This is a genomic window from Achromobacter sp. RTa (assembly GCF_000757485.1).
Lineage (GTDB): Bacteria > Pseudomonadota > Gammaproteobacteria > Burkholderiales > Burkholderiaceae_B > Achromobacter.
This window is the reverse complement of record NZ_JPYO01000045.1, coordinates 65395-89770: the sequence shown is the minus strand read 5'-3', so window position 1 is coordinate 89770 and position 24376 is coordinate 65395. Positions and strand designations below refer to the sequence as shown.

The 24376-nt window shown below is 65.1% G+C and carries 30 protein-coding genes; 7 read left to right on the top strand and 23 right to left on the bottom strand.

The genetic code is table 11. The annotated features are described in order from the left end of the window. Positions 1 to 78: 78 nt before the first annotated feature. The 5 genes from lon to JL37_RS24710 form a co-directional block, all read right to left on the bottom strand. Entirely contained in the window at positions 79 to 2529 is a 2451-nt protein-coding gene (lon, locus tag JL37_RS24730) for an endopeptidase La (RefSeq protein WP_043547631.1), read from the bottom strand. A 257-nt stretch (positions 2530 to 2786) separates the two neighbouring features. Next, entirely contained in the window at positions 2787 to 4085 is a 1299-nt protein-coding gene (gene clpX / locus JL37_RS24725; RefSeq protein ID WP_043547630.1) for an ATP-dependent Clp protease ATP-binding subunit ClpX, read from the bottom strand. A 102-nt stretch (positions 4086 to 4187) separates the two neighbouring features. Continuing rightward, on the bottom strand, positions 4188 to 4841 hold the full coding sequence (clpP, locus tag JL37_RS24720; RefSeq protein ID WP_043547629.1) for an ATP-dependent Clp endopeptidase proteolytic subunit ClpP: 654 nt from the start codon (positions 4839 to 4841) through the stop codon (positions 4188 to 4190). A 4-nt stretch (positions 4842 to 4845) separates the two neighbouring features. Then, a complete protein-coding gene (tig, locus tag JL37_RS24715; RefSeq protein ID WP_043547628.1) occupies positions 4846 to 6156 on the bottom strand; it encodes a trigger factor in 1311 nt (436 codons plus the stop codon). 178 nt (positions 6157 to 6334) lie between these two features. Beyond that, entirely contained in the window at positions 6335 to 7090 is a 756-nt protein-coding gene (locus JL37_RS24710) for a M48 family metalloprotease (protein ID WP_043547627.1), read from the bottom strand. 257 nt (positions 7091 to 7347) lie between these two features. Between JL37_RS24710 and JL37_RS24705 the strand changes: the two genes are divergently transcribed. Beyond that, complete coding sequence (locus JL37_RS24705; RefSeq protein ID WP_043547626.1) at positions 7348 to 7896, top strand: TIGR00645 family protein; 549 nt, start codon at positions 7348 to 7350, stop codon at positions 7894 to 7896. 201 nt (positions 7897 to 8097) lie between these two features. On the opposite strand, the gene JL37_RS24700 is transcribed toward JL37_RS24705, so the two are convergent. The 5 genes from JL37_RS24700 to JL37_RS24680 all read right to left on the bottom strand — a co-directional run bounded on the left by JL37_RS24700 (position 8098) and on the right by JL37_RS24680 (position 10725). Then, positions 8098 to 8304, bottom strand: a complete 207-nt coding sequence (locus JL37_RS24700) for a cold-shock protein (RefSeq protein WP_042794090.1) — start codon at positions 8302 to 8304, stop codon at positions 8098 to 8100. Positions 8305 to 8593: 289 nt separating this feature from the next. Next, positions 8594 to 9157 carry a DUF924 family protein gene (locus JL37_RS24695; protein WP_081955194.1) on the bottom strand — a complete coding sequence of 188 codons (564 nt, stop codon included), beginning with the start codon at positions 9155 to 9157 and terminating at the stop codon, positions 8594 to 8596. A 180-nt stretch (positions 9158 to 9337) separates the two neighbouring features. Next, a complete protein-coding gene (locus tag JL37_RS24690) occupies positions 9338 to 9541 on the bottom strand; it encodes a cold-shock protein (RefSeq protein WP_006220190.1) in 204 nt (67 codons plus the stop codon). 371 nt (positions 9542 to 9912) lie between these two features. Next, the gene (locus tag JL37_RS24685) at positions 9913 to 10233 is read right to left on the bottom strand and encodes a hypothetical protein (RefSeq protein ID WP_043547625.1); all 321 of its coding nucleotides are present in this window, start codon (positions 10231 to 10233) and stop codon (positions 9913 to 9915) included. A gap of 93 nt (positions 10234 to 10326) precedes the next feature. Beyond that, complete coding sequence (locus JL37_RS24680) at positions 10327 to 10725, bottom strand: hypothetical protein (protein ID WP_043547624.1); 399 nt, start codon at positions 10723 to 10725, stop codon at positions 10327 to 10329. Between the two features lie 118 nt (positions 10726 to 10843). Between JL37_RS24680 and JL37_RS24675 the strand changes: the two genes are divergently transcribed. After that, entirely contained in the window at positions 10844 to 11140 is a 297-nt protein-coding gene (locus tag JL37_RS24675; RefSeq protein WP_043548177.1) for a DUF2513 domain-containing protein, read from the top strand. Positions 11141 to 11154: 14 nt separating this feature from the next. Here the strand turns inward: JL37_RS24675 and JL37_RS24670 are convergent, their stop codons facing one another. The 3 genes from JL37_RS24670 to JL37_RS24660 form a co-directional block, all read right to left on the bottom strand. Further along, on the bottom strand, positions 11155 to 11427 hold the full coding sequence (locus tag JL37_RS24670; protein ID WP_043547623.1) for a hypothetical protein: 273 nt from the start codon (positions 11425 to 11427) through the stop codon (positions 11155 to 11157). Positions 11428 to 11521: 94 nt separating this feature from the next. Further along, positions 11522 to 11908 (bottom strand): RidA family protein, encoded by a 387-nt coding sequence (locus JL37_RS24665; RefSeq protein WP_043547622.1) that lies wholly within the window; start codon positions 11906 to 11908, stop codon positions 11522 to 11524. Positions 11909 to 11931: 23 nt separating this feature from the next. Further along, entirely contained in the window at positions 11932 to 13089 is a 1158-nt protein-coding gene (locus JL37_RS24660) for a DSD1 family PLP-dependent enzyme (RefSeq protein WP_043547621.1), read from the bottom strand. 126 nt (positions 13090 to 13215) lie between these two features. On the opposite strand from JL37_RS24660, the gene JL37_RS24655 reads away from it, so the two are divergent. Further along, positions 13216 to 14127, top strand: coding sequence for a LysR family transcriptional regulator (locus tag JL37_RS24655; protein WP_043547620.1), 912 nt, complete (start codon positions 13216 to 13218; stop codon positions 14125 to 14127). A gap of 41 nt (positions 14128 to 14168) precedes the next feature. On the opposite strand, the gene JL37_RS24650 is transcribed toward JL37_RS24655, so the two are convergent. Continuing rightward, complete coding sequence (locus JL37_RS24650) at positions 14169 to 14570, bottom strand: RidA family protein (RefSeq protein WP_043547619.1); 402 nt, start codon at positions 14568 to 14570, stop codon at positions 14169 to 14171. Positions 14571 to 14619: 49 nt separating this feature from the next. Beyond that, positions 14620 to 15810: an MFS transporter gene (locus JL37_RS24645; RefSeq protein ID WP_043547618.1), complete on the bottom strand. Its 1191-nt coding sequence runs from the start codon at positions 15808 to 15810 to the stop codon at positions 14620 to 14622. 93 nt (positions 15811 to 15903) lie between these two features. Here JL37_RS24645 and JL37_RS24640 point away from each other — a divergent pair, with 93 nt between their 5' ends. Then, positions 15904 to 16488, top strand: a complete 585-nt coding sequence (locus tag JL37_RS24640) for a TetR/AcrR family transcriptional regulator (protein ID WP_043548175.1) — start codon at positions 15904 to 15906, stop codon at positions 16486 to 16488. Positions 16489 to 16588: 100 nt separating this feature from the next. Next, positions 16589 to 16897, top strand: a complete 309-nt coding sequence (locus tag JL37_RS24635) for a hypothetical protein (protein WP_043547616.1) — start codon at positions 16589 to 16591, stop codon at positions 16895 to 16897. A 21-nt stretch (positions 16898 to 16918) separates the two neighbouring features. On the opposite strand, the gene JL37_RS24630 is transcribed toward JL37_RS24635, so the two are convergent. Continuing rightward, positions 16919 to 17176 carry a hypothetical protein gene (locus tag JL37_RS24630; protein WP_043547615.1) on the bottom strand — a complete coding sequence of 86 codons (258 nt, stop codon included), beginning with the start codon at positions 17174 to 17176 and terminating at the stop codon, positions 16919 to 16921. Positions 17177 to 17208: 32 nt separating this feature from the next. Here JL37_RS24630 and JL37_RS24625 point away from each other — a divergent pair, with 32 nt between their 5' ends. Continuing rightward, entirely contained in the window at positions 17209 to 17772 is a 564-nt protein-coding gene (locus JL37_RS24625) for a shikimate kinase (protein ID WP_231570428.1), read from the top strand. Here JL37_RS24625 and JL37_RS24620 read toward each other — a convergent pair. Beyond that, a complete protein-coding gene (locus JL37_RS24620; protein ID WP_043547614.1) occupies positions 17769 to 19415 on the bottom strand; it encodes an intermembrane transport protein PqiB in 1647 nt (548 codons plus the stop codon). The genes JL37_RS24625 and JL37_RS24620 overlap by 4 nt on opposite strands. A 172-nt stretch (positions 19416 to 19587) precedes the next feature. On the opposite strand from JL37_RS24620, the gene JL37_RS24615 reads away from it, so the two are divergent. Then, on the top strand, positions 19588 to 20073 hold the full coding sequence (locus JL37_RS24615) for a GNAT family N-acetyltransferase (protein ID WP_043548172.1): 486 nt from the start codon (positions 19588 to 19590) through the stop codon (positions 20071 to 20073). 18 nt (positions 20074 to 20091) lie between these two features. On the opposite strand, the gene JL37_RS24610 is transcribed toward JL37_RS24615, so the two are convergent. The 6 genes from JL37_RS24610 to JL37_RS24585 all read right to left on the bottom strand — a co-directional run bounded on the left by JL37_RS24610 (position 20092) and on the right by JL37_RS24585 (position 24375). Continuing rightward, on the bottom strand, positions 20092 to 20400 hold the full coding sequence (locus JL37_RS24610) for a carbohydrate isomerase (RefSeq protein ID WP_043547612.1): 309 nt from the start codon (positions 20398 to 20400) through the stop codon (positions 20092 to 20094). Between the two features lie 102 nt (positions 20401 to 20502). Next, positions 20503 to 21360 (bottom strand): 3-deoxy-8-phosphooctulonate synthase, encoded by an 858-nt coding sequence (kdsA, locus tag JL37_RS24605; protein ID WP_043547611.1) that lies wholly within the window; start codon positions 21358 to 21360, stop codon positions 20503 to 20505. Between the two features lie 94 nt (positions 21361 to 21454). Continuing rightward, complete coding sequence (locus JL37_RS24600) at positions 21455 to 22018, bottom strand: cytochrome b (RefSeq protein WP_043547610.1); 564 nt, start codon at positions 22016 to 22018, stop codon at positions 21455 to 21457. An 80-nt stretch (positions 22019 to 22098) separates the two neighbouring features. Next, positions 22099 to 22788 (bottom strand): MgtC/SapB family protein, encoded by a 690-nt coding sequence (locus JL37_RS24595; protein ID WP_043547609.1) that lies wholly within the window; start codon positions 22786 to 22788, stop codon positions 22099 to 22101. A gap of 107 nt (positions 22789 to 22895) precedes the next feature. Beyond that, on the bottom strand, positions 22896 to 23603 hold the full coding sequence (gene aqpZ, locus JL37_RS24590; RefSeq protein ID WP_043547607.1) for an aquaporin Z: 708 nt from the start codon (positions 23601 to 23603) through the stop codon (positions 22896 to 22898). A gap of 187 nt (positions 23604 to 23790) precedes the next feature. Beyond that, positions 23791 to 24375 carry a glycerol-3-phosphate responsive antiterminator gene (locus JL37_RS24585; RefSeq protein ID WP_043547605.1) on the bottom strand — a complete coding sequence of 195 codons (585 nt, stop codon included), beginning with the start codon at positions 24373 to 24375 and terminating at the stop codon, positions 23791 to 23793. Position 24376 lies beyond the last annotated feature (1 nt).

Below are 24376 nucleotides of genomic sequence, written 5' to 3'. Positions count from 1 at the left end.
AAACCCCTCGACGGATCGAGGGGTTTTTTCATGCCGTCGCTACCGGGCGCTCCTGTCGGAGGCGCCCGGCAGATCCGGTCAGTGCTTGAGCACCGGATCGGTCGAGCCGGGTTCGGCCGGCTTGGCGACCAGGGGCTCCTTGACGGCCTCTTCCTCGGCCAGAGGCTCCGGCAGGCGTTCCAGGGCCAGCTCCAGCACCTTGTCGATCCAGCGCACCGGCACGATTTCGAGATGGTTCTTGACGTTGTCCGGAATCTCCGCCAAGTCCTTGACGTTTTCTTCCGGGATCAAGACCATCTTGATGCCGCCGCGATGGGCCGCCAGCAGCTTTTCCTTCAGGCCGCCGATGGGCAACACTTCGCCGCGCAGCGTGATCTCGCCGGTCATGGCGACGTCGGCGCGCACCGGGATGCGCGACAAGGCCGACACCATGGCCGTGGTGATCGCGATACCGGCGGACGGACCGTCCTTGGGCGTCGCGCCTTCCGGCACGTGCACGTGCATGTCGTGCTTCTCGAATACGCTGTCGGCAAAGCCCAGGCGGCGCGCGCGTGAACGCACCACCGTGCGGGCCGCCTCGACCGATTCCTTCATCACGTCGCCCAGCGAACCGGTGCGTTGGATGACGCCCTTGCCCGGCATGTCCGCGACTTCGATCGTCAGCAGGTCGCCACCGACTTCCGTCCACGCCAGCCCGGTCACCTGGCCGATCTGGTTTTCCTTCTCGGCCATGCCGAAAGCATAACGGCGCACGCCCAGGTAGTCGCTCAGGTTGTCGCCCGTCACGTTGACCGGCTGGGCTTCGGGCGCCTTGCCCTCCGCCTTGGCGCGGTCGCTCTGGGTGAGCAGTTGCTTGATGACCTTGCGGCAGATCTTGCCCACTTCGCGTTCGAGCGCGCGCACGCCGGCTTCGCGGGTGTAGTAGCGCACGATGTCGCGCAGGGCGCTGTCGTCGACCGTCAACTCGCTATCTTTCACGCCGTTGTTCTTCATCAGCTTGGGCAGCAGATGGTCGCGGGCGATATGGATCTTTTCTTCCTCGGTATAGCCGGAAAGACGGATCACTTCCATCCGGTCCAGCAGGGCCGGGGGAATGTTCAGCGTGTTGCTGGTGGCCACGAACATGACGTCGGACAGGTCGAAGTCGACTTCGATGTAGTGGTCCTGGAACGTGTGGTTCTGTTCCGGATCCAGCACCTCGAGCAGGGCCGACGAGGGATCGCCGCGGAAATCCATGCCCAGCTTGTCGATTTCGTCGAGCAGGAACAAGGGATTGCGCACGCCGACCTTCGACATGTTCTGGACGATCTTGCCCGGCATGGAACCGATGTACGTACGGCGGTGGCCGCGGATCTCGGCTTCGTCGCGCACGCCGCCCAGCGCCATGCGCACGAACTTGCGGTTCGTCGCCTTGGCGATCGACTGCCCCAGCGAGGTCTTGCCCACGCCAGGAGGGCCGACCAGGCAAAGAATGGGCGCCTTCACCTTGTCCACGCGCTGTTGCACGGCAAGGTATTCCAGGATCCGTTCCTTGACCTTTTCGAGGCCATAGTGGTCGTTGTCCAGCACCGTTTCAGCGTTGCTGATGGAATTGTTGATCTTGCTCTTTCTCTTCCATGGAAGATTGATGAGCGTATCGATGTAGTTGCGCACCACGGTGGCTTCGGCCGACATGGGCGACATGAGCTTGAGCTTCTTGAGCTCGGCGTCGGCCTTCTTGCGCGCCTCTTTGGGCATGTGGGCGGCGATGATCTTCTTTTCGAGCTCTTCGATATCCGCGCCCTCTTCGCCCTCGCCGAGTTCCTTCTGAATGGCCTTGACCTGCTCATTCAGGTAGTAGTCGCGCTGGCTCTTTTCCATCTGCTTCTTCACGCGGCCGCGAATCCGCTTCTCGACCTGGAGGATGTCGATCTCGGTTTCGAGTTGCGTGAGCAGGCCTTCGAGGCGTTCGGAGGTGCCGACGATCTCGAGCATCTTCTGCTTCTGCTCGAGCTTAAGGGGAAGATGCGCGGCGATCGTGTCGGCCAGGCGCCCGGCATCGTCGATGCCGGCGAGCGAGGTCAGGATCTCCGGGGGGATCTTCTTGTTCAGCTTTACGTACTGTTCGAACTGGGCGACGATCGCGCGGCGCAGGGCCTCGGTTTCGGAGCCTTGCATGGCGTCCGGTTCGATCGGCGTCACCTGGCAGGTGAAGTGCGAATCGGCGTCTTCGATGCTGTTGATGCGGGCGCGCTGGGTGCCTTCGACCAGCACCTTGACGGTGCCGTCGGGCAGCTTGAGCATCTGCAGAATGCCGGCGACGCAGCCGATCTCGTAGACGTCTTCAGGGGTGGGATCATCCTTGCCGGCGGATTTTTGGGCCACCAGCATGATGCTTTTGCCCGCTTCCATCGCAACCTCGAGCGCGCGGATCGAGCGCGGACGGCCGACGAACAGCGGGATGACCATGTGCGGAAACACCACAACGTCGCGCAGTGGGAGCAGGGGCAGGTCGATCGGGTCGGAAGGCAGGGTCTGGCTGGCAGACATAGGAGGTTCCTCGGTATGACTCGGCGTATCGGGGACAGGTGACCCGGGTATACCCGAGCCAGCACGTCAGTTACGTCTGTTATGGGAACAATAGCCGAAAATTCAAGATCTCGGCGCCTCGATAGCCCTAGGCCTAAAAAAAACCCGGAGCAGCACCTTCAGTATGCAAGGGCCGAGGCCGTGAGAAAAGCGTGTTTCCACCCAGGACGGGCCCTGAGGCAAAAAAACCCGTTACGGGAACGGGCTTTTTTGAAATATCAGGCTGCGGCGTCCCGGACTTCCCCCCGCTCCGGCTTGTCGGAAGCGGCGGCTTCGTCGGCGTAGATGAGCAATGGCTTGCCCTCGCCTTCGATGGCGTTTTCGTCCAGCACCACGCGCTTGACGTTGCCCTGGGAAGGCAGGTCATACATGGTGTCGAGCAAGGCCTGCTCGATGATGGAACGCAGGCCGCGGGCGCCCGTCTTGCGCCGCAGCGCCTTGCGGGCGATCGCCTTCAGCGCGGCGGGCCGCACGTCCAGTTCGGCGCCTTCCATGGCGAACAGCTTCTGGAACTGCTTGAGCAGGGCATTCTTGGGCTCGGTCAGGATCTGCACCAAAGCCGCCTCGTCCAGCTCATCCAGCGTGGCGACCACCGGCAGGCGGCCGACCAGCTCGGGGATCAGGCCGAACTTGATCAGGTCTTCGGGCTCGACTTCCGAGAACAGCTCGCCCACGCCGCGTTCGGACTTGGCGCGCACCGAAGCCGAGAAGCCGATGCCCGATTTCTCGGTGCGGTCGCGGATGACCTTTTCCAGCCCGTCGAAGGCGCCGCCCACGATGAACAGGATGTTGGTCGTATCCACCTGGACGAAGTCCTGGTTCGGGTGCTTGCGACCGCCCTGCGGCGGCACCGAGGCCACCGTGCCTTCGATCAGCTTCAGCAGGGCTTGCTGCACGCCCTCGCCCGATACGTCGCGGGTGATGGACGGGTTGTCGGACTTGCGGGAGATCTTGTCGATTTCATCGATGTAGATAATGGCGCGCTGCGCCTTTTCTACCTCGTAGTTGCAGTTCTGCAGCAACTTCTGGATGATGTTTTCGACGTCTTCGCCCACGTAGCCGGCTTCGGTCAGCGTGGTGGCGTCGGCCATGACGAAGGGCACGTTCAGCATGCGCGCGAGCGTTTGCGCCAGGAGCGTCTTGCCCGACCCGGTGGGGCCGATCAGCATGATGTTGCTCTTGGAAAGCTCGACTTCGTCGCCCTTGATCTCGCCGTGGCGGATCCGCTTGTAATGGTTGTAAACAGCCACGGCCAGCATGCGCTTGGGCGAATTCTGCCCAATGACGTACTGGTCGAGGAAGGTCTTGATTTCGGCCGGAGTGGGCAGCTCGGAACGAATCGCCGCGCGCGCGGTGGCTTGCGCCTCCTCGCGGATGATGTCGTTGCACAGATCTATGCATTCATCGCAGATGAATACCGACGGACCCGCGATCAGCTTGCGGACTTCATGCTGGCTTTTATTGCAAAACGAGCAATGCAGCACTTTTGCGTCTGCCGATCCCTTTTTTTCAGGCATATTTGTTTCGTATCTCAGGTAAAGATGCGCCAGGCCGGGAAAGAGGCCTAGCGCATGCGCTTACTCAAACGTGGTGGCAGCGGGTTCGGATCAACCGCGAAGTTAGGCTTCCGTGCGGGAGGTCATCACCTTGTCCACCAGTCCATACGATACCGCATCTTCGGCCGACATGAAGTTGTCACGTTCCGTGTCTACTCCGATGCGCTCCATCGTCTGGCCGGTATTGTCGGCCAGGATGCGGTTCAGGCGCTCGCGCAGGTCCAGGATTTCGCGGGCCTGGATCTGGATGTCGGAGGCCTGCCCCTGGGCGCCGCCCGAGGGCTGGTGGATCATGATGCGCGAGTTGGGCAGCGTGAAACGCTTGCCCTTCTTGCCCGCCGCCAGCAGGAACGCCCCCATGCTGGCCGCCAGGCCGGTGCACAGGGTGGATACGTCCGGCTTGACGAACTGCATGGTGTCAAAGATGGCCATTCCCGCGTAGACCGACCCGCCGGGCGAGTTGATATACAGGGAAATGTCCTTGTCAGGATTCTCCGATTCCAGGAACAGCAACTGGGCGACGACCAGGTTGGCCGTGGCGTCGTTGACCGGCCCCACCAGGAAAATGAGCCGCTCGCGGAGCAAACGCGAATAGATGTCGTAGGCGCGTTCGCCGCGCCCCGACTGCTCGATCACCATGGGAATGTAGCCCAGGCCGGTGGGGGTCACCGACGACCCGCCATTCATTGCCGCATAGAAATCGGTGAATCTCTGCATAGTGTTACGCCATCCCCATCAACTGATCGAAAGGCACCTTTTCGTCGGTGACCTTGGCCTTTTCCAGAACGTGCGCGACGACATTGTCTTCCAGCACGATCGCCTCGATTTCAGCACGACGCTGGCGGTCGGCCAGGTAATAGCTGACAACCTGGGCGGGTTGTTCGTAGTTCTCGGCGAACTCTTCGATGCGCGCGCGCACCTGCTCGGGCTTGGCCTGCAGCTGGGCTTGCTTGACCAGTTCCGACACCAGCAGGCCCAGGCGGACGCGGCGTTCGGATTCGGTCGAGAAGGCTTCGGCCGGGATCGGCACGGACTCGGCGTTCGGGATGCCGCGCTGCTTGAGCTCTTCGCGGGCGGCGGCGACACGGCCTTGCACGTCGTTGTCGACCAGCGCCTTCGGCACGTCGAACTTGCCGGCTTCGACCAGAGCGTCCATCACGCTGGACTTGGTGCGGCCTTGCGAGCGCACCTTGACCTCGCGTTCGATGTTGCTGCGGATGTCGGCCTTCAGCTTTTCGACGTCGCCCTCGGGCTGGCCGAGCGACTTGGCGAATTCGCTGTTCAGTTCGGGCAGCACGCCTTCGGCCACTTCCTTCACGGTGATCGTGAATTCCGCGGTCTTGCCGGCGACTTCCTTGCCCTGGTAGTCATCGGGGAACTTGAGCGGGAAGACCTTGGTTTCGCCAGCCTTCAGGCCGCGGGCGGCTTCTTCGAATTCCGGCAGCATGCGGCCTTGGCCCAGCACGAACGGGAAATCTTCGGCCTTGCCGCCTTCGAACGGCACGCCGTCGATGGTGCCGGCGAAGTCCAGCGTGACGCGATCGCCGTCGACCGAGGCGCGGCCTTCACGGGCTTCGAACGTGGCGCGCTGCTTGCGCAGGACGTCCAGCGTCTTTTCGACTTCGGCGTCAGTGACGGCCGTCTCGTAGCGGGTGACGGCCAGGGCCGACAGATCGGGCACGGCGACTTCGGGGTAGACCTCGAACGTGGCGGTGAACGCCAGCGTGTCGTCGGCAACGCCTTCGGTCTTGGGTTCGAGGTTCGGGGCGCCGGCGACGCGCAGTTTGGCGCCGTCGACGGCTTGCTCGAAAGCACGGCCGACTTGGCTATTGATCACGTCGTAGCGGATGCCGGGGCCATGGCTGCGCTCGAGCATGGCGAGCGGCGCCTTGCCAGGACGGAAGCCGGGGACCTTGGCGGTCCGGGCCACGCGCTTCAATTGCGCCTGGACTTCCTTTTCGACGTCGGCCACCGAGACGGCCAGATCAACACGGCGCTCCAGGCCGGAGAGGGTTTCAACCACAGGCTGCATTAAAAGACCTATATTCCGAGAGATAAGTGAAAACGGGCGGATAAACGCGCCATTTTACCGGAAACTTCCGGACCCCTGACGCAAAGAGGCGCGAGCACCCGGATAAGTCCGGATGCTCGCGCCCCGTTTTCCGCCCCGGATGGGGAGAAAAAGCGCCTTCCGGCGCCTTGTTACCGCCTTATTTTGCCTTGGCGATACGCTCTTCGATGTGCTGAGCGCGCTTGGCCGAGGACGGGTGCGAGCTCATCATATCGCTCTTGCCGCCATCCAGTTCGGCCAGCTTCTGGAACGCGGTCACCAGGCCGCGGGTGTTCAGCTTCTTGGACTGCAGCAGATCGAAGGAATAATCATCGGCGGCGCTCTCCTGCGACTGCGAGAACTGCGCGTTGATGAACTTCTCGGTCAGGTCGCCCAGCTGCGAGGAGCTCAGGGCGGCGACGGTCGCGCCACCAGCGGCCCCGGCTGCGTCGCGCGCGGCGGAAACCGTGTACGCGGTCTGCATCGCCTTCTTGCTGTGGCCCAGCGCCACGTGGCCGATTTCGTGGCCGACCACGCCCATCACTTCATCGTCGGTCATCATGTCCATCAGGCCGCTGTAGACGCGGATGCAGCCGTTGGCCATGGCCCAGGCGTTGACGTCCTTCGTGATGTAGACCTTGTAGCTGGCCTTCTGGCCGTTCACCGTGCCGCCCAGCGATTTGGCGATCTTCTGCAGGCGGGCGTCGTACTTGCTGCCGGGCGCGGCGATCTTCTCTTGCGAGTCGCTCTGGGCGCATGCCTTGTCGGACAACGTCTTGATTTCGGCGTCGCTCAACGTGGCGGCCTGGACGACCTTGCTGCCGGCGCCCACCAAACCCCCGATGTCCAACGCATGCGAGGCGGAATAAGGGGCAAGCGCGACGGCCAGCGCGGCGACAGCGTAGCGGATCTTCATGGGAACAAACTCCTCTTGACTGGCTCTATGCCAACGAGGCGGCAATTCTATATATGGCCGATGCTCTCCGAACGTTTCGGCACACAGTTTCGCAAATGCCAGTTTTCCTTACACAAAACCCCGGCAAGGCGCGCGCAATCGTGTTAGCCGCGGTTCCGAGGACGACGGCGCCCCCAAAAAACCGATGTCCGCGGTCACGCGGCGTTGATAGAATTGCGCCCGCTTTTTTCGCACACACAACACGGCTCGCACCCACCATGATCTCCAACACCCCTCCCCGCCTGGGCCTGCTGCCCGGGCTGATTTTCAGTTCCCGCTGGCTGCAACTGCCCCTGTACCTGGGCCTGATCGTTGCGCAAGGCGTCTATGTCATGCTGTTCCTGAAAGAACTGTGGCACCTGCTGACGCACGCCACCAGCTTCGGGGAAATGGAAATCATGCTGCTGGTGCTGGGCCTGATCGATGTGGTCATGATTTCCAATCTGCTGGTCATGGTGATCGTGGGCGGCTACGAGACTTTCGTATCGCGCCTGCGCCTGCAGGATCATCCGGACCAGCCGGAGTGGCTCAGCCACGTGAACGCCAGCGTGCTCAAGGTCAAGCTGGCGATGGCGATCATCGGCATCTCGTCGATCCACCTGCTGCGCACCTTCATCGAGGCGGGCACGCTGGGCACGCCCAGCGCCCGCTTCTCCGAGGCCGGCGTGATGTGGCAGACCATCATCCACGGCCTGTTCATTCTGTCGGCGCTGGGCATCGCGCTAGTCGACAAGCTATCGACTCCCGCAGGCCACGCGAAACACTGAAGAGCCCCCACGCTGCGCCTTCGGCTTGCTGCCCCCCGAGGGGGCGCTTTTTGCCTTGGGGCGGCCCGGCGGCAAAAAGGGAGCCCTCCCCTCCCACGCTGCGCCTTCGGCTTGCTGGCAAAAAAAGCCCCCATGCATTGCGCATGGGGGCTTTTTTATGGGCGGAGCGCCGGGCTGGCCCGGAGCGCTGCCCGGCGTGGATCAGGCCGCGACCTTGATGTTCTTTGCGCTGGGGCCCTTGGGCCCAGTGCCCACGTCGAACGTGACGCGCTGGTTTTCCTGCAGCGACTTGTAGCCTTCGCTGCGGATCTCGGAATAGTGAGCGAAAAGATCCTTGCTGCCGTCGTCGGGCATGATGAAGCCATACCCCTTCTCGGCGTTGAACCACTTAACGATGCCGGTTGCCATGGAATGTCCTTGACCTATGAAAAGCGATTGCTCGCGGGGCGCCAGATCATCAAGGATGGGAGAGGAAGCAACCGCAGTACCACTGACGGCGACAGAAGAAACGCAGACCGCGTCGCTTGAAAATCTCGCTGAACCCAGTGTATTGGCGAACCTCGAAAATCGTCAAATATGCGCACGCTCCCTTGCATGCGGACTACTGGCGGACACGGCGGCAGGCGGCTCCAGGCGCCTTGTATTTTCAAGTCGCCATGGGTAGATACACAAAGATACCCAATGCCCGGCGCCCGCCCTAGCCGGCGAAGCCGCCCGATTCGAGGAACTCCTGCTCGGCCTGGGTGGTCTGCCTGCCCAGCGCGGCGTTGCGATGCGGGAAACGTCCGAAACGCTTGATGATGTCCCGGTGCAGGACGGCCCAGCGCAGCGAGTCCGCGTCGAGCGGCTCCATCAGGGCGACCGCGCGGTTCTGCGCCGGCAGGTTTTCTGCGTGCTCGAACGGCAGATAGAAGAACTGCCGCAGCCTGGCGTCCACGGCCAGGTCATGCCCCGCCGCGATGGCGCGGTCGGCGAAGTACTGGGCCAGGGGATCGGTGGCGAACATGTGCGCCGTGCCCCGGTACGCATTGCGGGGAAACTGGTCCAGCAGGATCATCAGCGCCAACGCGCCGGCCGCGTCTTCCAGCCAGCCATCCAGTTGCCGAGCCGCGGCAGCGAAGTGCGCGCTCTCGAAGCGCTGGCGGAACAGGGCGTCGAACTCCGCGCTCTTGTTGAACCACTGTTGCGGGCCCGCATCAAGCCAAAACGAAACTACGTCCTGGGGTTGCGTGGCGTCGGGCATGGAAGAGGAAGAAATCATGGCGGCACGATCCTGCGGAAGATGACAGCGGCAATCGAAATGCCGCTTGCTGGAATACCCAGAGAATACTGTGTTTAGGGATTACCCCATATTGCGCATGAATAACCGGCAGACCGAAAACCGTCATGCAAAAAACAAAAAAAGCCCCACGAGGGGGCTTTTTCTCGAAAACTCAGGACCTTACAGGACCTGGATCTTCGTGGCTTGCGGGCCCTTGGGGCCATTGGCCGTCACAAAGCTGACGCGCTGGTTCTCTTCCAGGGACTTGAAGCCCGAACCCTGAATTTCGGAGAAGTGAGCAAACAGATCCTTGCCACCCGCTTCCGGAGTGATGAAGCCATAGCCCTTTTCCGAGTTGAACCACTTAACGACGCCGGTTTCCATACTGTATTTCCTAGAGATAATGGGCAAATGCCCGGAGGTCACGAATCAATCAAGGAGGGGACAGTAGAACAATAACGCTGAGCCGGAAAAGGCACGGCACTGAACGAAAATCGCAACGCTTGTGATCGTGTGCCGACACTATCGTTAGGTTCCCCTCATAAGTCAACATAATCCTAAAAAATGCGTGCCAATAATGCAACAAAGAGAAACGACGCACAAAACCAACACGATTTCATAGGCAATAAGGAGCCCTGCATAGGTGTTAACACCCACGCATCATAAAAAAACAATCAAGGCTTATATAAATGCCGCCTGCCCGCGCACGATCCTACATACGCCGTTTGGGCTAGCACTTTGGTTTGCCGCCAGGCTTACTCGTCGATAGGTAAACCCAACAGGTCGAGCGCCGCGCCGAAAGCATCGGGACCCGAGCAAAGGAAAACCGCCACGTCGCCGGGATTCATATTTTCCAGGACTTGGTCGATTTGTTCTTGCGCATTATCAACATCGTCGACATTCGTAGCGTGTATATCCGCTCCCGCGTCGACCTTGGCGCGCGGCACGATGTCTGCGATCGCGTTCAGATCGGTCACGCCCGCCACCACGTAGACGCTTATGCTTTCGCCATCCAGCGTGGTGTGCAGTTCAATGCCGCCCGCCACGTCGGCAACCTGCCGACTCACTATTTCCATGATCCATCTTCCTAAATTCGCGGGCAAGGCCCGCCTGGGCACGCACCTCGCAGGTGCACACGCACGCCCAGGCGCGACTATAACAGCCTTGGGCTAATGCTTCTTGACATTCGGGCCCAGCGACTGGCGGGCCGCCCCGGAAGTCGCCGCGACGCTGCGGCAGCGCACGCCGGCCGCGGCCAGGACGGCCAGCAACGGCTTCTGCGCGGCCAGGAAGGCATCCTTTTCCTCCCCCGCGAGCTTGCAGATGAACATCTGCGCCAGCAGCTGGGTGCGCCGGGCCTTGCGGTTGCCGGCTTCCTGGGCTAGCCACTCGCCGACCCAGGCCGCGGCCGCCTCGGCCTTGCCCTGCAGCTTGACGTGCCCCAGCAAGTCGAACACGGTCACGCCATCGATAAGGCCGTCGTCGTCGCGCGAAAGAAAAAGCTTGGCGGCCTGGCCGGAGTAGCCGGGGACCACCGCAAGGCAATCGCGTTCTGCGGGTTTCTTCATGGTTTCTGCATATGTCGTTTATCGAGAATCCAGGACTGTAACCCGGCCGCCGGCTGTCGCGCCGCCGCCATGGAACTCTGCTATCGTCGGCCTATTCTCTCCCTACATGGTGGACATCATGCAACGCGATTTCGATCTGGTCGTCACGATCCTGGGCGCCCTGCGCGACGCGCCGGGCCCCAACCTGAGCACGCACGACATCAAGAACGCGGCCCTGGCGCCGCATCCGGAGGAACAGGGCCTGCAGCTGATCGCGCATCACCTGGACCTTCTGGAGGACGCCGGCCTGGTCAAACAGGTAAGCGAAACCGCCGCGAATGCCGGCGCGACGCGCTGGCGCATCACCTGGAAAGGCTACGACGCGCTGGAACAGGACGAGGAAGACGACGACGAGGATTTCGACGCGGAAGAATGACGCGCCGGACAGGCTCAGCGGCGCCGCAGGATGCGCCGCGTGAGCAGCGACGCCGCAGTGCCGATCACCAGGCTGAACATGAAGGCGGCGATCGACAGCATCACCGATAGATCGCTGAAGCCGCCGCGGCGCGACAGCACGAACACCGCGGCGAAAACCGCCGCCGCAAGCGCGGCGACGCCCGCGAGCACATGCTTGACGGAACTCAGGCGGCCGCAGAGCGCGCCGCCGGCCAGGGCCGCCGCAACCACTGCGGCCATGGACCAGAACAGGTATTCGTACTGCATGCGAACGATCTCCCCCGAAGGCATTCAGGCGCTCGCATTATAGGCGCGGTATGGGCGCGGGCCGCGGGCAGCCCCCGCCGGCCCGCGTCCTCCCTCACCCCACCGCGACGACGCTGATTTCCACCAGCGCCCCGTAGTGCAATTCGCGGGTAGGCACGATCTCGCGCGCCGGGCGGTGTTCGCCGAAACATTGCTCGTAGACCCGGTTGACTTCATCCCAGAGGCCCACGTCCGGTATGTATACCGTCACGTTGGCCACCGCCGGCAGGGACGAACCCGCGGCCTCCAGGACCGCCTGCACGCTGCGCAGCGCCTCGCGGGCCTGGGCAGCCGCGCCGCTGGCCAGCACGGGCCGCTCGCCGGGCCCCGCGGCCGGCAGGAATCCCAATTGCCCCGAGACGAATACGAAGCCATTGGCGCGCACCGCCTGCGAATAGTGGCCGGCGGGAGGCGTCGCCTTGTGCGTATGGATCATTTCCATGAGTGCATTCCCCAAGATTGCGCCTACCAGCCGCGGAAGCGTTCCCAATGCGCCACAATCTGCGGCGAACCGGAGCGCACGACCTCATAGGCCTCGTGCTGCGCGCAGGTGGCGCAGGCGTGGTTGGGCACGATCCGCAGCTTCGCGCCCAGCGGCAGCTCGGGCAAGGCGGCGCCGCTGCCGGGGCGCACCTTGATGATGCCCTGCTCCTGGTTGGTCTCCGCCAGCAGCAGGTCGGGATAGACCTTGCCATCCGCATCGCAGACCAGCCCATACAACTGGTCCACCCGCTGCCTTGCGGTTCCGCGGTCGCGCGACATGGCCATCCATCCGGCGTCGACCAGTATCCACCCCTTGTCCGGCTGGTGCCCGATCACTGTCGTCAATACCGTGGCGGCGATGTCATCCACCGCGCACACGCCCAGGCCCGCCATGACGAGGTCGAAAAAGACGTACACGCCGGCGCGGACTTCCGTCACGCCCTCCAGGCTGCGCGCGAAATGGGCCGTGGGCGTGGAGCCCACGCTGACCACCGGGCACGGCAGGCCGGCCTCGCGGATGGCCTGCGCGCAGCTGACGGCCGCCATGCGCTCCTGCTCGGCCATGTCCGCGATCGCCTCGACGCTGTCGCAGCCATAGGATTCGCCTGCGTGCGTCATGACGCCCCGCAGGCAGGCGCCCTCTTCATGCAGCGCGCGGGCGATGGCCAGCAATTGCCCGGTGTTGCCCGGCTGCACGCCCGCGCGATGGCCGTCGCAATCGATTTCGATCAAGGCCGGAATGGCGTCGCCGGCTTCACGGGCCCGGCGGGCCACCGCAAGCGCCGCGTCGATGCTGTCGACCACCACGGTAAGATCGACGCCGCGCCGGCGCAATGCCAGCACGCGATCCAGCTTCGCGGGCGAGACCCCGACGGCGTACAGCAGGTCCGTGACGCCGGCCGCGGCGAATTGTTCTGCCTCCTGCAACGTCGAAACGGCGGCGGGCCCCTGCGGCGAGGCCATGAGACGGCGCGCCACCTCGATGGACTTGGGCGTTTTCAGGTGGGGACGCAATTGCACCCCGTGCCTCGCCATCAGCGCATTCAGCCGCTCGATGTTGCGCGTCATGCGGGTCTCGTCGAGCAACAGGCATGGCGTATCCAGGGTGTCCACGGTGGACGGGTCGGTAGCTTGGTTCATGAGGGCCTCGGTATGGCGAATCGAAAGGACGCGGGGGGCAGCCCGGCGTCCGCATGAACGCAGTATGGCGCGGCGGCGGCATGGCGTGTTTAATAACGCCTTAATCATCAATTAATGCGTGCCTGAATGATTACCACGGATGACCTGCGTTTCTTCCTGAGCCTGGCGGTTACCCGCTCCCTGGCGGAGGCTGCGCGCGCGCTGGACGTGACGCCGCCGGCCGTCACGCAACGGCTGCACGCGCTGGAAAAACGCCTGGGCGTAAGGCTGGTCAACCGGTCGGGACGCGGCACGGCGTTGACCGACGAGGGCCGGCTGCTGGCGCTGCGGGCGGAACAGATCTGCGGCGAGCTGGGCAACCTGGCGGACGAACTGGCGGGCAGGCGGGGCGTGGTGGCGGGCCACCTGCGCGTGGTTGCGCCGCTGGGCTTCGGCCAGCGCTACGTGGCGGGGCTGGTCGCGGAATTCCGCCAGCACGGCGAAAACGTCACGGCCAGCCTCACCCTGTCCGACGGACCGCCACGGCTGGCCGCCGACGACTGGGACGTCATGGTGCATATCGGCGAGCTACGCGATTCCACGCTGGTCGCCTACCCGCTGGCGCCCAATCGCCGGATCCTGTGCGCCTCCCCCGCCTACCTGGCGCGGCGCGGTGCTCCTGCCAAGCCGGAAGACCTGCGGGGGCATGACTGCATCGCCTTGCGCGAAAACGACGAGGACGTGACCTTGTGGCGGTTCAAGCAGGGCCGCGGGCCTGCCGTCGGCGTGCGCGTTTCGCCGGTGCTGTCGAGCAACGCGGGGGAAACCGCCGTGGAATGGGCGCTGGCGGGGCACGGCATCATCGTGCGTTCGGAATGGGACGTGGCGGCGCATGTGCATGCGCGCCGGCTGGTGCCGTTGCTGGCCGGCTGGAGCCTGCCGCAGGCGAACGTGGTGGCCCTGGTCAAGTCGCGGCAGGACCTTCCCGCCCGGACCGCGGGGTTCCTGGCCCACCTGCGCGCCGCGTTCTCCACCCCGCCCTGGCGCGACAAGCCCTAGCGCCTGCCGATGACCCGGATGGCTGCGCGGCCAGCTCCCGTTCAGCAGTCCAGCATGGCCTCTGCTTCGATTTCTATCAGCCACTCGGGCAAAGACAGCCCGCTGACGATGATCCAGGACGAAGGCGGCGGATCCTTCTTGAAACGGTCGCGCAGCGCCTGGGCGATCACCTCCTGGTCTTCCCGCGCCGACTCGCAGATATAGATGCGCAGCATGATGACCTGCCCCAGCGTGCCGCCTGCAACGGCGAGCACGCGCTCGATATTGTCCAGCGCGGCCTCGGTCTGCTCCTGCAGCCCGGGGCCGACCGTGCGCGCGTCGGCATCGACGCCTACCTGGCCCGACAAGAGCATGCGGCGCTGCCCCGTCACGATCACGGCCTGGCTGAAACCGTATTGCACGGAGTCGAATACGCTATCGGGATTGACTACGGTTCTGGACATTGCCTGCTCCTGAGAATGGGCCGACCGGCCATTCTATCCGCGCGCGGCGTCAGGCGCCCACGCGCGCGCCGCGGGGGCCGCGCGCCGCCGGAAGCGCGGCCAGCAGCACCACGGCCCCCGCGCCCACGGCCGTCCAGAAGCCCGCGCGCACGCCATGGTGGTCGACTACCCAGCCGGCCAGCGCCGCCCCCGCCGCCACGCCCGCGCCCAGGCCCGTGACCAGCCAGGTCAGCCCCTCTGTCAGGCGATGGCCGGGCACATTGCTTTCCACGAGCGCCATCGCGATGATCATCGTCGGCGCAAACGACAGGCCGGCCAGCAGCACGCCCAGCGACAAGCCCAACAGGTCGCTCACCAGCAGCAAAGGAACCGTCGTGAAGGCCGTCACGGCGGCGGCCGCCACCAACAGGCGCGTCAACGGCATCCGGAACTTCAGCACGCCGAACACCAGGCCCGCCACGCAGGAGCCCAGCGCGTAGGCGGACAGCACCAGGCTCGCTCCGGCGGGCATATCCTGCTGCCGGGCGAATGCCACGCTCAGCACGTCGATAGTGCCCACGATCACGCCCATGGCGGCCATCATCGCCAGCAGGGACGGCATGAGGGGCATGCGCAACACCGACGCCTCGCGGCCCTGCGCGCGCGCCCGCACTGCGGGCGCCGTGGCCCGTTGCAGCACGAAGGCGGCAACCCCGGCCGCGAGCAGCAACGCGGCCGTCAGCGGACCGGCCTCGGGGAAAAACAGCACGCTCAGGCCCACGGACAGCGGCGGCCCGACGATAAAGCTGAGTTCGTCCGCAACCGACTCCAGCGCATAGGCGGTGCGCAGCTGCGGCTTGTCGCGAAAGATCTCTGTCCACCGCGCCCGTATCATCGCCGGCATGCTGGGCAGGCAGCCCGCCAGCGCGGCGCAGACGAACAGGGCCCAGTCCGGCGCCTGCCACCGGACGCAGGCGGCCAGCCCCGCCAACCCCAGGACGCACAGGCCCGCCGCCATGGGCAGCACCCTGCCCTGGCCGTGCCGGTCTACCAGGCGTGAAATCCGCGGCGCAAGCAGGGCCGTGGCCAGCGCGAAGGTCGCCGCGACGGCGCCCGCCAGCGCGTAGGCGCCGCGCACCGCCGACAGCATCGTGATGATGCCGATGCCTATCATGGGCAGGGGCAGGCGCGCGACCGCGCCGGCCAGCACAAAACCGGTAGCGCCTGGCGCCTTGAACAGCTCGCGATACGGATTGGACACCAGGACCCTTTGAATCGTATGGACAGCGAGATCGTATTCACATACATTGCGTATGTCAATTTACATACGGCCCGTATGTTCAAGGAGGACAAGATGGCCCGCTCCCGCGCAGAGATGATCGAAGCCACCCGCGCAAAACTGCTGGCCGCGGCGCGGCAGGCCTTCCGGCAAGCGGGCTACGCGGCGACGTCCATGGACGATTTCACCGGGGCTGCCGGCCTGACCCGCGGCGCGCTCTACCACCACTTCGGCGGCAAGCAGGGCTTGCTGGCCGCGGTCGTGGAACAGATGGACGGCGAAATGGATGAGCGCCTGGACGCGATCGCGGCGCGGGCGCCCGATGCCTGGACGGCCTTCCGCGAGCGCTGCCGCGCCTACCTCCAGATGGCGGCCGAACCCGAGATCCGGCGCATCGTGCTGCAGGACGCGCGGGCCGTACTGGGCCCCGCCCCGGATGCCGCCCAGCAGCGTTGCCTGGCGTCGCTGGGCGCCCTGCTGCGGCGGATGATGGACGAAAACGCGATCGAAGCCGCAGCGCCGGAAGCGCTTGCCCGGCTGGTCAACGGCAGCCTGTCCGAAAGCGCCTTCTGGATCGCGGAGGATCCCGCGGACGAAGCGCGGCTGCCCCAGGCGCTGCAGGCGCTGGACTTGATGCTGCGGGGCTTGCGGCGGGGCTGAGCGGTTGCTGCCCGGCAACGCGGGCCCGAATCCGCCAAAGGCGGTATGGAAGCGTCCGGACACATTTGCTACGCTGGCCCTACCTGGAGAGGGTCCGGCCATGAACAACAGAATCCGCGTGCTGTGCGTCCAGCCATCGTCGTTCTCGGCGCGTTTCGCGTTCCTTACGGTCGCCCTGCGATGGTCGCTCGGCGCAACGCCCCGCCCTGCGCGGCTCCTCATCGGCCCGCACGACCTCGAACCGGTGGGCTCCGAGGCCGAGTTCTGGCGCTTTGCGCTGCGCCATGTCATTTCAAGCCGGTCGATACTGGTCACCCGCGGCGACCGCTGGGACGTGACGGCCTCGGTGGAGGGCGACGAGGTCCGCGCCTTCGGGCGCAAGTTCGCCCTGCGCCACTGCCTGTTCTGAAGCGCGCGGCTGCGCGGCGCCCTATGCCTCGAACCGGCGCTTGTGCTGGTACAGCGCCATTTCCTCGGCGGTCCATCGCCGCCGCGCCTCTTCCTGGCAGCAGGTGCGGAACACCAGCGCCCCCACGTCCAGGAAGCGCTTGATATCCGCATCCGTCAGCTTGGCCTGCACCTGCAACAGGCAGTCCGCATAGGCGGAAAGAATTCCATCCCAGTGGTCGAATCTGCCCGGCGCGACGGGCTGTGTGATCATGCGCGCCATCATTTCACTATGATCCATGCTCTGTCCCTCTCGGGCGCCTCGCCCTTGCCATGAGCGACGACGTTCACGGCGCCCAGCAGCAAGCGCCGTTCCCGGCCCCAGCCAAGGAGTTTCCCATTTCCCCCCCTGCATTGAATGTCATCCACCTCAACGGTCCGATCAACAGCGGAAAATCCACCGTCGGCGCAGCGCTGGCGGCCCTGCTGCCGGCCGCGCGGTTCATCGATGGCGATGACCACGATGCGCCCAGCCACCTGCCGTATACCGAACAGTGGGAGCTGGCGCTTGCTCGCATCACGCGCCTGATCGGCGCAGCGCGGGATTCCTACCTGGTCGTCGCTTATCCCTTGGACCAAGAGGGCTACGAACGAATCCTGGCCGCCTGCGAGCGGCGCAGCGCCCGCTTGCGCGTCATTACGCTTGCTCCCACGCTCGCGGCCGCCCAATCCGACAGAGGCGGACGCATATTGACGGAATGGGAACGTCAACGCGTTGCACAGATGTACCGCGAAGGCTACGCTTCGCGTCCTTTCAGCGATTGGGTGCTGGACACGTCGAGCAGCGATCCGGCGTCGAGCGCGCGTGAGATCGCCCGCCGGCTGGCCGCGAGCTAGCGCGGCGGGCGCGAAGATGGGCCGTCCTGCGCGCGGCCGCGCAGCAGCGCGTCAGGATAGGCCTGCAAGTAATCGGCCAGTTCGCGCAGCGATCTGGCGGCGCGCGACAGCTCCTGCAAGGCCGTGCCCGCGCTTGCCGGCAATTCGGCATCGGGATTCAGCACGCCTCCGACCGCGGCGAGCGACTTGCTGGCCTGCTTCAGCATGGCCTGGGCCTCGGGCGCCAGGCGCGTGTCCAGTCGCTTCATCAGGCTGGCCGTTCCGCGCAGCAGGTTGTTCAGCTCGTTGCCCAGCGCCTCGAAAGGCACCCGGTCCAGTTTGACCAGGATACTGTTGACCTGCTGCTGCAACTGGTCGAGGTTATTCGGCACCGTCGGGATGGTCGGCGTCTGCTCCATCTTGAACGACACCGGCTTGGCATCCGGGAAGACCGCCATGGCGACATACAACTGGCCGGTCAGCAGATTGCCGATGCGCAACTGCGCCCGCAGGCCGTGCTCGATCATCGCGGTCAATAGTTTTCCGCTGGGATGCTCCAGCGAAGACCCGGAGTATTCCTTGATTTCGCCCATCGTCTTGGCGCCCAGGCGCTCGAGGTAGAGCGTGGCCCCCACCTCGGCGTAGAACTGGTTGGTCGTCCGGTCCAGCTCCAGCCCGATGGAGTCCACCTGGCCGATTGAAACCCCGTTGCTGTCGATGGGCGCCCCCACCGTCAGGCCCCGGACCGATTGATCGAAGCGCATGCGGATATGCAGCGGCACGCCGTCCGGTTGCGCGCGGGCGGCGCTCTCGGACGGAAAAATGGGGAATTCCGCGTCGGCCTTGGCGGCCACGCGCTCCCGCTGTTCGATCGTATCGAAGGCGACGCCGCCCACGATCACCGAAAGCAGCGACTGCGACCGCATCTGCAGCCCCCGTGCGTCGACGCTGAAATCGACGCCGCTGGCGTTCCAGAACCGGGTCGCGGCGTTGACGTAGGCGTCATTGGGGGCATCGACGAAAACCTGCACGTCGACCCCCTCGCCGTTGGCGTCCAGGTGATAGCCCACTACCTGCCCCACCGGAATCCGCCGGTAGTACACCGGAGATCCCACGTCGAGCGATCCCAGGTCCCGGGCTTTCAGCGTAAAGCGCTTGCCTGCCCGGTCCTGAGTCACTTCGGGTGGAATTTCCAGGCCCGTAAAGGAAGACTTGGTCGCGAAGCGCCCGCCTTCCTCACCGTGCCGGTCGGCGGGATCCATGCCGATGTAGGCGCCGGACAGCAACGTGCCCAGGCCGGACACCCCGCTCAGCGTGAGGCGGGGCCGCACCACCCAGAAGCGGGTGCCTTCCCTCAGCAGATTGCCGGCGTCCTTGTCGATCCGTATCGTCACGATGACGCCGGAGCGGTCGGGGTTGAGGGCCACGCGCTCGACGAGGCCGACGTTGACCTCTTTGTAGCGCACCTGCGTCTTGCCGGCCTCCAGCCCTTCGGCGGTCTGGAAACTGATGGTGGCCGTGGGGCCGGCCTCCATCCAGACACGCACCACCAGGAATAGCCCGCCCAGCGCCGCAATGATCGGCACCAGCCAAATCCATGACAGGCGGCGCCCCGTGCGCCGCGCGGCGGACGCATGAGCGGAGGCAGGGCCAGACTCAGGCATAGCGGACGTCCTCAGTGGTATCCATGCAGACGCGAGGGCAAGATCCTGGCAAAGAATCGCGCCCCCCCGCACGGCGCGCAAGTAAGGGGAATCCCGATGTTGCCGGGCGGCACGGCCTGCAAGACCAGGCGTTCACGGGTAGGATATGCGTCCCAAAAAGCAGGAAATATCCGTGACTATCGAAATCCGCCCCGCCGCGCCTTCGGATGCGGCCCAGATCTATGCATTCATCACCGAGCTCGCCGTGTACGAGCGCGCCGCCCACGAGGTGATCGCCAGCGCCGACGACGTCCGGCGCACGCTGTTCGCCGAAGGCGCGCCCGCGCGGGCGCTGATGTGCCTGCTGGACGGCAAGGCCATCGGCTATGCGGTCTATTTCTACAGCTATTCGACCTGGCTGGGCAAGAACGGCATCTACCTGGAAGACCTGTACGTCACGCCCGAGCATCGCGGCATCGGCGCCGGACGCGATCTGCTGCGCCATCTGGCGCAGGAAGCGGTGGCCAATGGCTGCGGGCGGCTGGAATGGAGCGTGCTGGACTGGAACACGCCCGCGATCGACTTCTACAAGTCGATCGGGGCGCTGCCGCAGGATGAATGGGTGCGCTACCGGCTCGCCGGAGACGCCTTGCAGAGCTTCGCGCAAGGCCGGCGCTGAGGGCCGATGGCCGGCGGATCAGAACTCCGGCAGGTCGAACAGCGTGTGCAAGGTTGAACTGGGGACGGGCACCGATGCGAGGTGCTCGCGCCCGTCATCGTCGACCAGGACGCGCACCGGACGCGAGGCCACGCTCATGCCGTCCAGGCTGATGGCCGTTTCGACCTCGGCGCCGTCCTTGATCAGTTCGATGACCTCGGACGCCGCCGCCGTCACCGGCTCGGTGACCCAGCCCGGCACGCCGCGCTCGGCCTGTCCCCAGCGCACATAGGCGACGTGCCCGCTGACGGGCTCTTTTCGAACGGCGACGATCACATACAAAGACATCCAGTCCCCCGGTTACGGACCCGCGCGAGGCTCCTTTTGCGCTCAGCAAACCCCAGGCCTGGATCGTATAACAACTTGATGCGGCCATTGTGACCGCCGGGATCAGGGTTCGATGTCGATCGGGGCAAAGGACTTCACCAGGTCGTCCAGTCTTTTCAACTGGGTCAGGAAAGGCTCCAGCTTGTCCAGCGGCAAGGCGCTGGGGCCGTCGCACTTCGCGTTCTTGGGATCGGGGTGAGCCTCCAGGAAGAGGCCCGCCAGCCCCACCGCCATGCCGGCGCGGGCCAGTTCGGCAACCTGTTCGCGGCGGCCGCCCGACGCGGCATCCAGCGCCGAACGCTGCTGCAGGGCGTGCGTCACGTCGAAAATCAGCGGACGGTTGCCGGATACCTTCTTCATGACGCCGAATCCGAGCATGTCCACGACCAGGTTGTCGTAGCCGAAGCAGGTGCCCCGGTCGCACAGGATCAGCTTGTCGTTGCCGGCTTCGGTGAACTTCTCGACGATGTTCAAGACCTGGGTCGGGCTGAGGAACTGGGGCTTCTTGATATTGATCACGCGCTGCGTCTTGGCCAGCGCTACCACCAGGTCGGTCTGCCGGGCCAGGAAGGCGGGAAGCTGCAGGATGTCGACGACCTCGGCGACCGGGGCGGCCTGCCAGGGTTCGTGCACGTCGGTGATGACCGGCACGCCGAAGGTCTTCTTGACCTCTTCGAAGATCCTCATGCCCTCTTCCAGCCCGGGACCGCGGTAGGAATGGATGGAGGAGCGGTTGGCCTTGTCGAAGGACGCCTTGAACACGTAGGGGATTCCCAGCTTGCTCGTCACACGCTGATATTCCTCGCAGGCGCGCAGGGCAAGGTCCCGGGACTCCAGCACATTGATGCCGCCGAACAGCACGAAGGGCCGATCGTTCGCGCAGCTGATCGAGGGGGTGATAACGACTTCTGGGGCGGTCATGACGGGTGAATCCTGTAGAAATGAAGCAGGTGATAGTCCGTAATGTACAACCTGCCCCGCCCGTCCATCACGCCCCCGGGGCCGCCAGCCCCGTTCAACGGCTTGAAAGCATGCGGCGCAATACGCCGTCGCGCATGCAGTAATGATGGAAAAGCCCAGCCAGCGCGTGCAGAAGCGCCAGAACGACGATCGTCCACGCCACGGTATCGTGCAGCCCGCCGATGAAGCGGCGCTGCTCGCGATCGATGGGAATCAGGGTGGGCACATCGAACAGCCCGAAAAAGGCGAACGGCTCACCCTGCGCCCAGCGAAACAGGAACCCCAGCACGATCTGCGCCGCCATCAGCGCATACAGCAGCCCGTGCATGCCCGTGCTGGCGACGCGCAGCCAGCCGCCCGCGGCCGGCGGCAAACGCCTGCCCGCGCTCAGGCGCCAGACGGCGCGCAGCACGAACACGGCGGCGAAAACCAGGCCGAGCGAAATGTGCAGCGACTGCAGCAGGCGCCGCGTCGAGGTGCCCCGCGGCAGGAAACTCCAGGCTTCGGCCAGCGCGAACAGCCCGACTACCAGCAAAGCGGTCAGCCAGTGGAAGGCGATGGTGGTACGGTCGTAGTGGGCAAGATCGGCCGGCGCCGCGGCGGAGGGAGATTGGGTCACAGGCTGCGCTCGTGGTCTGGGATACGGCCTGCAAGCGTATTGAGATCAGACTTACGGCGTCCTGATTGCGCCCAGCAAGGTCAGGCGTTACCGGTATCGGAAGTCCAGCTCGCGGAAAACGTCTGGGGAAGCAGGCTCAGGCTTCCCACCAGTTTTTCCACGCGCTCGTCTTCCTGGCGCATCGAATAGACCACCGCCGTCACTTCGGAGCGGCCGCCGTCGCGCTGCTGGCTTTCCACGCCGCGCAGGCGCAGGCTGTGCCTGGCGAGGGAGTTCAGCAGTTCCGCGCGCATCAGCGCTTCGTCCGCCGAGGCGCAGGTCAGGGCGATGTTGTAGTAGCGCTCTTCCGTTTCCGCCTCGGGCACGTAGCGGTCCACCAGCCTGGCGCCGCCCCGCAACAGCACGTTCGTAACCAGGATCAGGGCGGTTACCGCGCCCGCCTCGGCCAGGAAACCATAGCCCGCCAGCACGCCGACCGCGCCGGTGGCCCAGATGGTGGCGGCGGCGCTGAGGCCGCGGATGGTCAGGCCGTCGCGCATGATCAGGCCTGCGCCCAGGAACCCGATGCCCGTCACGACCTGGCTGCCCAGGCGCATATCGTTGCTGGCGTCCAGCAGCGCGGGCAAGGCGGTGTAGGCGGCCGCGCCCAGGGCGACCAGCGCATGCGTAACGACGCCCGCGTAATTCTGCCGCCACTGGCGCTCGAGGCCGACGGCCGCGCCCAGCAGCATGGCGAGCGTAAGGTGGATGGCGATGGAAAACTCATTCATGGGGGCTGCGTGCTTCTTGTTCTTCCCGGGAGGGACCGACGGGCCGACGCCGGAGATATCGGCTCGGCCCTATTATCGCCCGCTCCCCGGGCCCCCGCCTCCCCGCCCTATTCCTTGGAGGAATCGCTCACCAGCCGGTAGGCGATGGCGCCGATGATCGCGCCGACGATGGGCGCGACCCAGAACAGCCACAGTTGCTCCAGCGCCCAGCCGCCCACGAACAGCGCGGGGCCGGTGGAACGGGCCGGATTGACCGACGTGTTCGTGACCGGGATGCTGACCAAATGGATGAGGGTGAGCGCAAGGCCGATCGGGATCGCCGCGAAACCGGCGGGCGCGCGCTTGCTGGTGGCGCCCAGGATCACGAACAGGAAGCCGGCGGTCATGACGATTTCCGACACCAGCGCGGACGCCATCGAATACTTGCCAGGCGAATACTCGCCGTAGCCGTTGGCCGCGAAGTGGCTGGCCTTGAGATCGAAGCCAAGCTTGCCGCTGGCGATGCACGCCAACACCGCGGCCGCCGCAATCGCGCCCAGCACCTGCGCAATCACGTAGGGCGCGATTTCCTTGGCGGGAAAGCGCCCGCCCGCCACCAGGCCGACAGTAACGGCCGGATTGAAATGGCCGCCCGAGATGTGGCCCACCGCGAACGCCATGGTCAGCACCGTCAGGCCGAAGGCCAGCGCCACGCCCGCGAACCCGATCCCCAGCTCCGGGAAGCCCGCCGCCAGCACCGCGGCTCCGCAGCCGCCCAGTACCAGCCAGAATGTGCCAAAGAACTCCGCGCCGCAACGCTTGGATAGCGAGTACATTTCCACCCCCAAAAAACGAAAACCCAACGGTATCGCGACGCGGGAACGGCAACGTTAAAGCAATGCAAATCTTGACATTTCTTGTTCGCGGCCAGGCGCCGGCGTCCCTGCCTCAAACAAGGTAACGTCGCCGGCCCGTTCCGGGGGATCCTCCGGATGGATTAGGCACGCGCGGGCATTCCCGCGCTCAGCGCCTGAGCTGCTTCGGATCCAGGCTCCAGAGTGCGTGATCGCTGGTGGAAACCCCCACCGCGCCGTGCCGCATCGCCGCGCCCACGTCAGCCTCGTTGCAGACGAAACCGGACGCGACGATGGGCGGCAGGGCCTTCAGGTCCTGCGGGGCCATGTGCGCGAGCATCGCCGCGGGCATCAGCTGCACCAGGTTGGGATCGCTCTGCTCCAGCGCCTTTACGCTGCGGGGCCAGGTCGAGCGGTCCGTGACGAAGACCTTCTGCATGGTCACCATGCCCGCCCTGTTGGCCCGCTGGATGGTCGCCACCCGGGTGGACACCAGGCTGGCCACGCCGATATCGGCCAGGTACTCGACGCCGCCCTTGTCCTGCGACAGGCCTTCGCAACTGTCGATGTTGACGATGGCGAACTTCCCCGCCCGGTTCAGCGCGGAGATCACCGGAGCAAGCTTGCGCAGCTCCACGTTGGCGACGATGCCGATCTCTGCGACGCTGCCGACAAAGGTGTTGATCTGCTCAACCCCGTACAGCGTCGCTATGACCGGGTGGCGCGCCAGGCATGCCCCGAATGATCTGTCCATG

What these genes read in the sequence shown, in the direction of transcription:
- lon (WP_043547631.1), bottom strand. Translation starts at nt 2,529, where the DNA reads ATGTCTGCCAGCCAGACCCTGCCTTCCGACCCGATCGACCTGCCCCTG.
- clpX (WP_043547630.1), bottom strand. Translation starts at nt 4,085, where the DNA reads ATGCCTGAAAAAAAGGGATCGGCAGACGCAAAAGTGCTGCATTGCTCG.
- clpP (WP_043547629.1), bottom strand. Translation starts at nt 4,841, where the DNA reads ATGCAGAGATTCACCGATTTCTATGCGGCAATGAATGGCGGGTCGTCG.
- tig (WP_043547628.1), bottom strand. Translation starts at nt 6,156, where the DNA reads ATGCAGCCTGTGGTTGAAACCCTCTCCGGCCTGGAGCGCCGTGTTGAT.
- JL37_RS24710 (WP_043547627.1), bottom strand. Translation starts at nt 7,090, where the DNA reads ATGAAGATCCGCTACGCTGTCGCCGCGCTGGCCGTCGCGCTTGCCCCT.
- JL37_RS24705 (WP_043547626.1), top strand. Translation starts at nt 7,348, where the DNA reads ATGATCTCCAACACCCCTCCCCGCCTGGGCCTGCTGCCCGGGCTGATT.
- JL37_RS24700 (WP_042794090.1), bottom strand. Translation starts at nt 8,304, where the DNA reads ATGGCAACCGGCATCGTTAAGTGGTTCAACGCCGAGAAGGGGTATGGC.
- JL37_RS24695 (WP_081955194.1), bottom strand. Translation starts at nt 9,157, where the DNA reads ATGATTTCTTCCTCTTCCATGCCCGACGCCACGCAACCCCAGGACGTA.
- JL37_RS24690 (WP_006220190.1), bottom strand. Translation starts at nt 9,541, where the DNA reads ATGGAAACCGGCGTCGTTAAGTGGTTCAACTCGGAAAAGGGCTATGGC.
- JL37_RS24685 (WP_043547625.1), bottom strand. Translation starts at nt 10,233, where the DNA reads ATGGAAATAGTGAGTCGGCAGGTTGCCGACGTGGCGGGCGGCATTGAA.
- JL37_RS24680 (WP_043547624.1), bottom strand. Translation starts at nt 10,725, where the DNA reads ATGAAGAAACCCGCAGAACGCGATTGCCTTGCGGTGGTCCCCGGCTAC.
- JL37_RS24675 (WP_043548177.1), top strand. Translation starts at nt 10,844, where the DNA reads ATGCAACGCGATTTCGATCTGGTCGTCACGATCCTGGGCGCCCTGCGC.
- JL37_RS24670 (WP_043547623.1), bottom strand. Translation starts at nt 11,427, where the DNA reads ATGCAGTACGAATACCTGTTCTGGTCCATGGCCGCAGTGGTTGCGGCG.
- JL37_RS24665 (WP_043547622.1), bottom strand. Translation starts at nt 11,908, where the DNA reads ATGGAAATGATCCATACGCACAAGGCGACGCCTCCCGCCGGCCACTAT.
- JL37_RS24660 (WP_043547621.1), bottom strand. Translation starts at nt 13,089, where the DNA reads ATGAACCAAGCTACCGACCCGTCCACCGTGGACACCCTGGATACGCCA.
- JL37_RS24655 (WP_043547620.1), top strand. Translation starts at nt 13,216, where the DNA reads ATGATTACCACGGATGACCTGCGTTTCTTCCTGAGCCTGGCGGTTACC.
- JL37_RS24650 (WP_043547619.1), bottom strand. Translation starts at nt 14,570, where the DNA reads ATGTCCAGAACCGTAGTCAATCCCGATAGCGTATTCGACTCCGTGCAA.
- JL37_RS24640 (WP_043548175.1), top strand. Translation starts at nt 15,904, where the DNA reads ATGGCCCGCTCCCGCGCAGAGATGATCGAAGCCACCCGCGCAAAACTG.
- JL37_RS24635 (WP_043547616.1), top strand. Translation starts at nt 16,589, where the DNA reads ATGAACAACAGAATCCGCGTGCTGTGCGTCCAGCCATCGTCGTTCTCG.
- JL37_RS24630 (WP_043547615.1), bottom strand. Translation starts at nt 17,176, where the DNA reads ATGGATCATAGTGAAATGATGGCGCGCATGATCACACAGCCCGTCGCG.
- JL37_RS24625 (WP_231570428.1), top strand. Translation starts at nt 17,209, where the DNA reads ATGAGCGACGACGTTCACGGCGCCCAGCAGCAAGCGCCGTTCCCGGCC.
- JL37_RS24620 (WP_043547614.1), bottom strand. Translation starts at nt 19,415, where the DNA reads ATGCCTGAGTCTGGCCCTGCCTCCGCTCATGCGTCCGCCGCGCGGCGC.
- JL37_RS24610 (WP_043547612.1), bottom strand. Translation starts at nt 20,400, where the DNA reads ATGTCTTTGTATGTGATCGTCGCCGTTCGAAAAGAGCCCGTCAGCGGG.
- kdsA (WP_043547611.1), bottom strand. Translation starts at nt 21,360, where the DNA reads ATGACCGCCCCAGAAGTCGTTATCACCCCCTCGATCAGCTGCGCGAAC.
- JL37_RS24595 (WP_043547609.1), bottom strand. Translation starts at nt 22,788, where the DNA reads ATGAATGAGTTTTCCATCGCCATCCACCTTACGCTCGCCATGCTGCTG.
- aqpZ (WP_043547607.1), bottom strand. Translation starts at nt 23,603, where the DNA reads ATGTACTCGCTATCCAAGCGTTGCGGCGCGGAGTTCTTTGGCACATTC.
- JL37_RS24585 (WP_043547605.1), bottom strand. Translation starts at nt 24,375, where the DNA reads ATGGACAGATCATTCGGGGCATGCCTGGCGCGCCACCCGGTCATAGCG.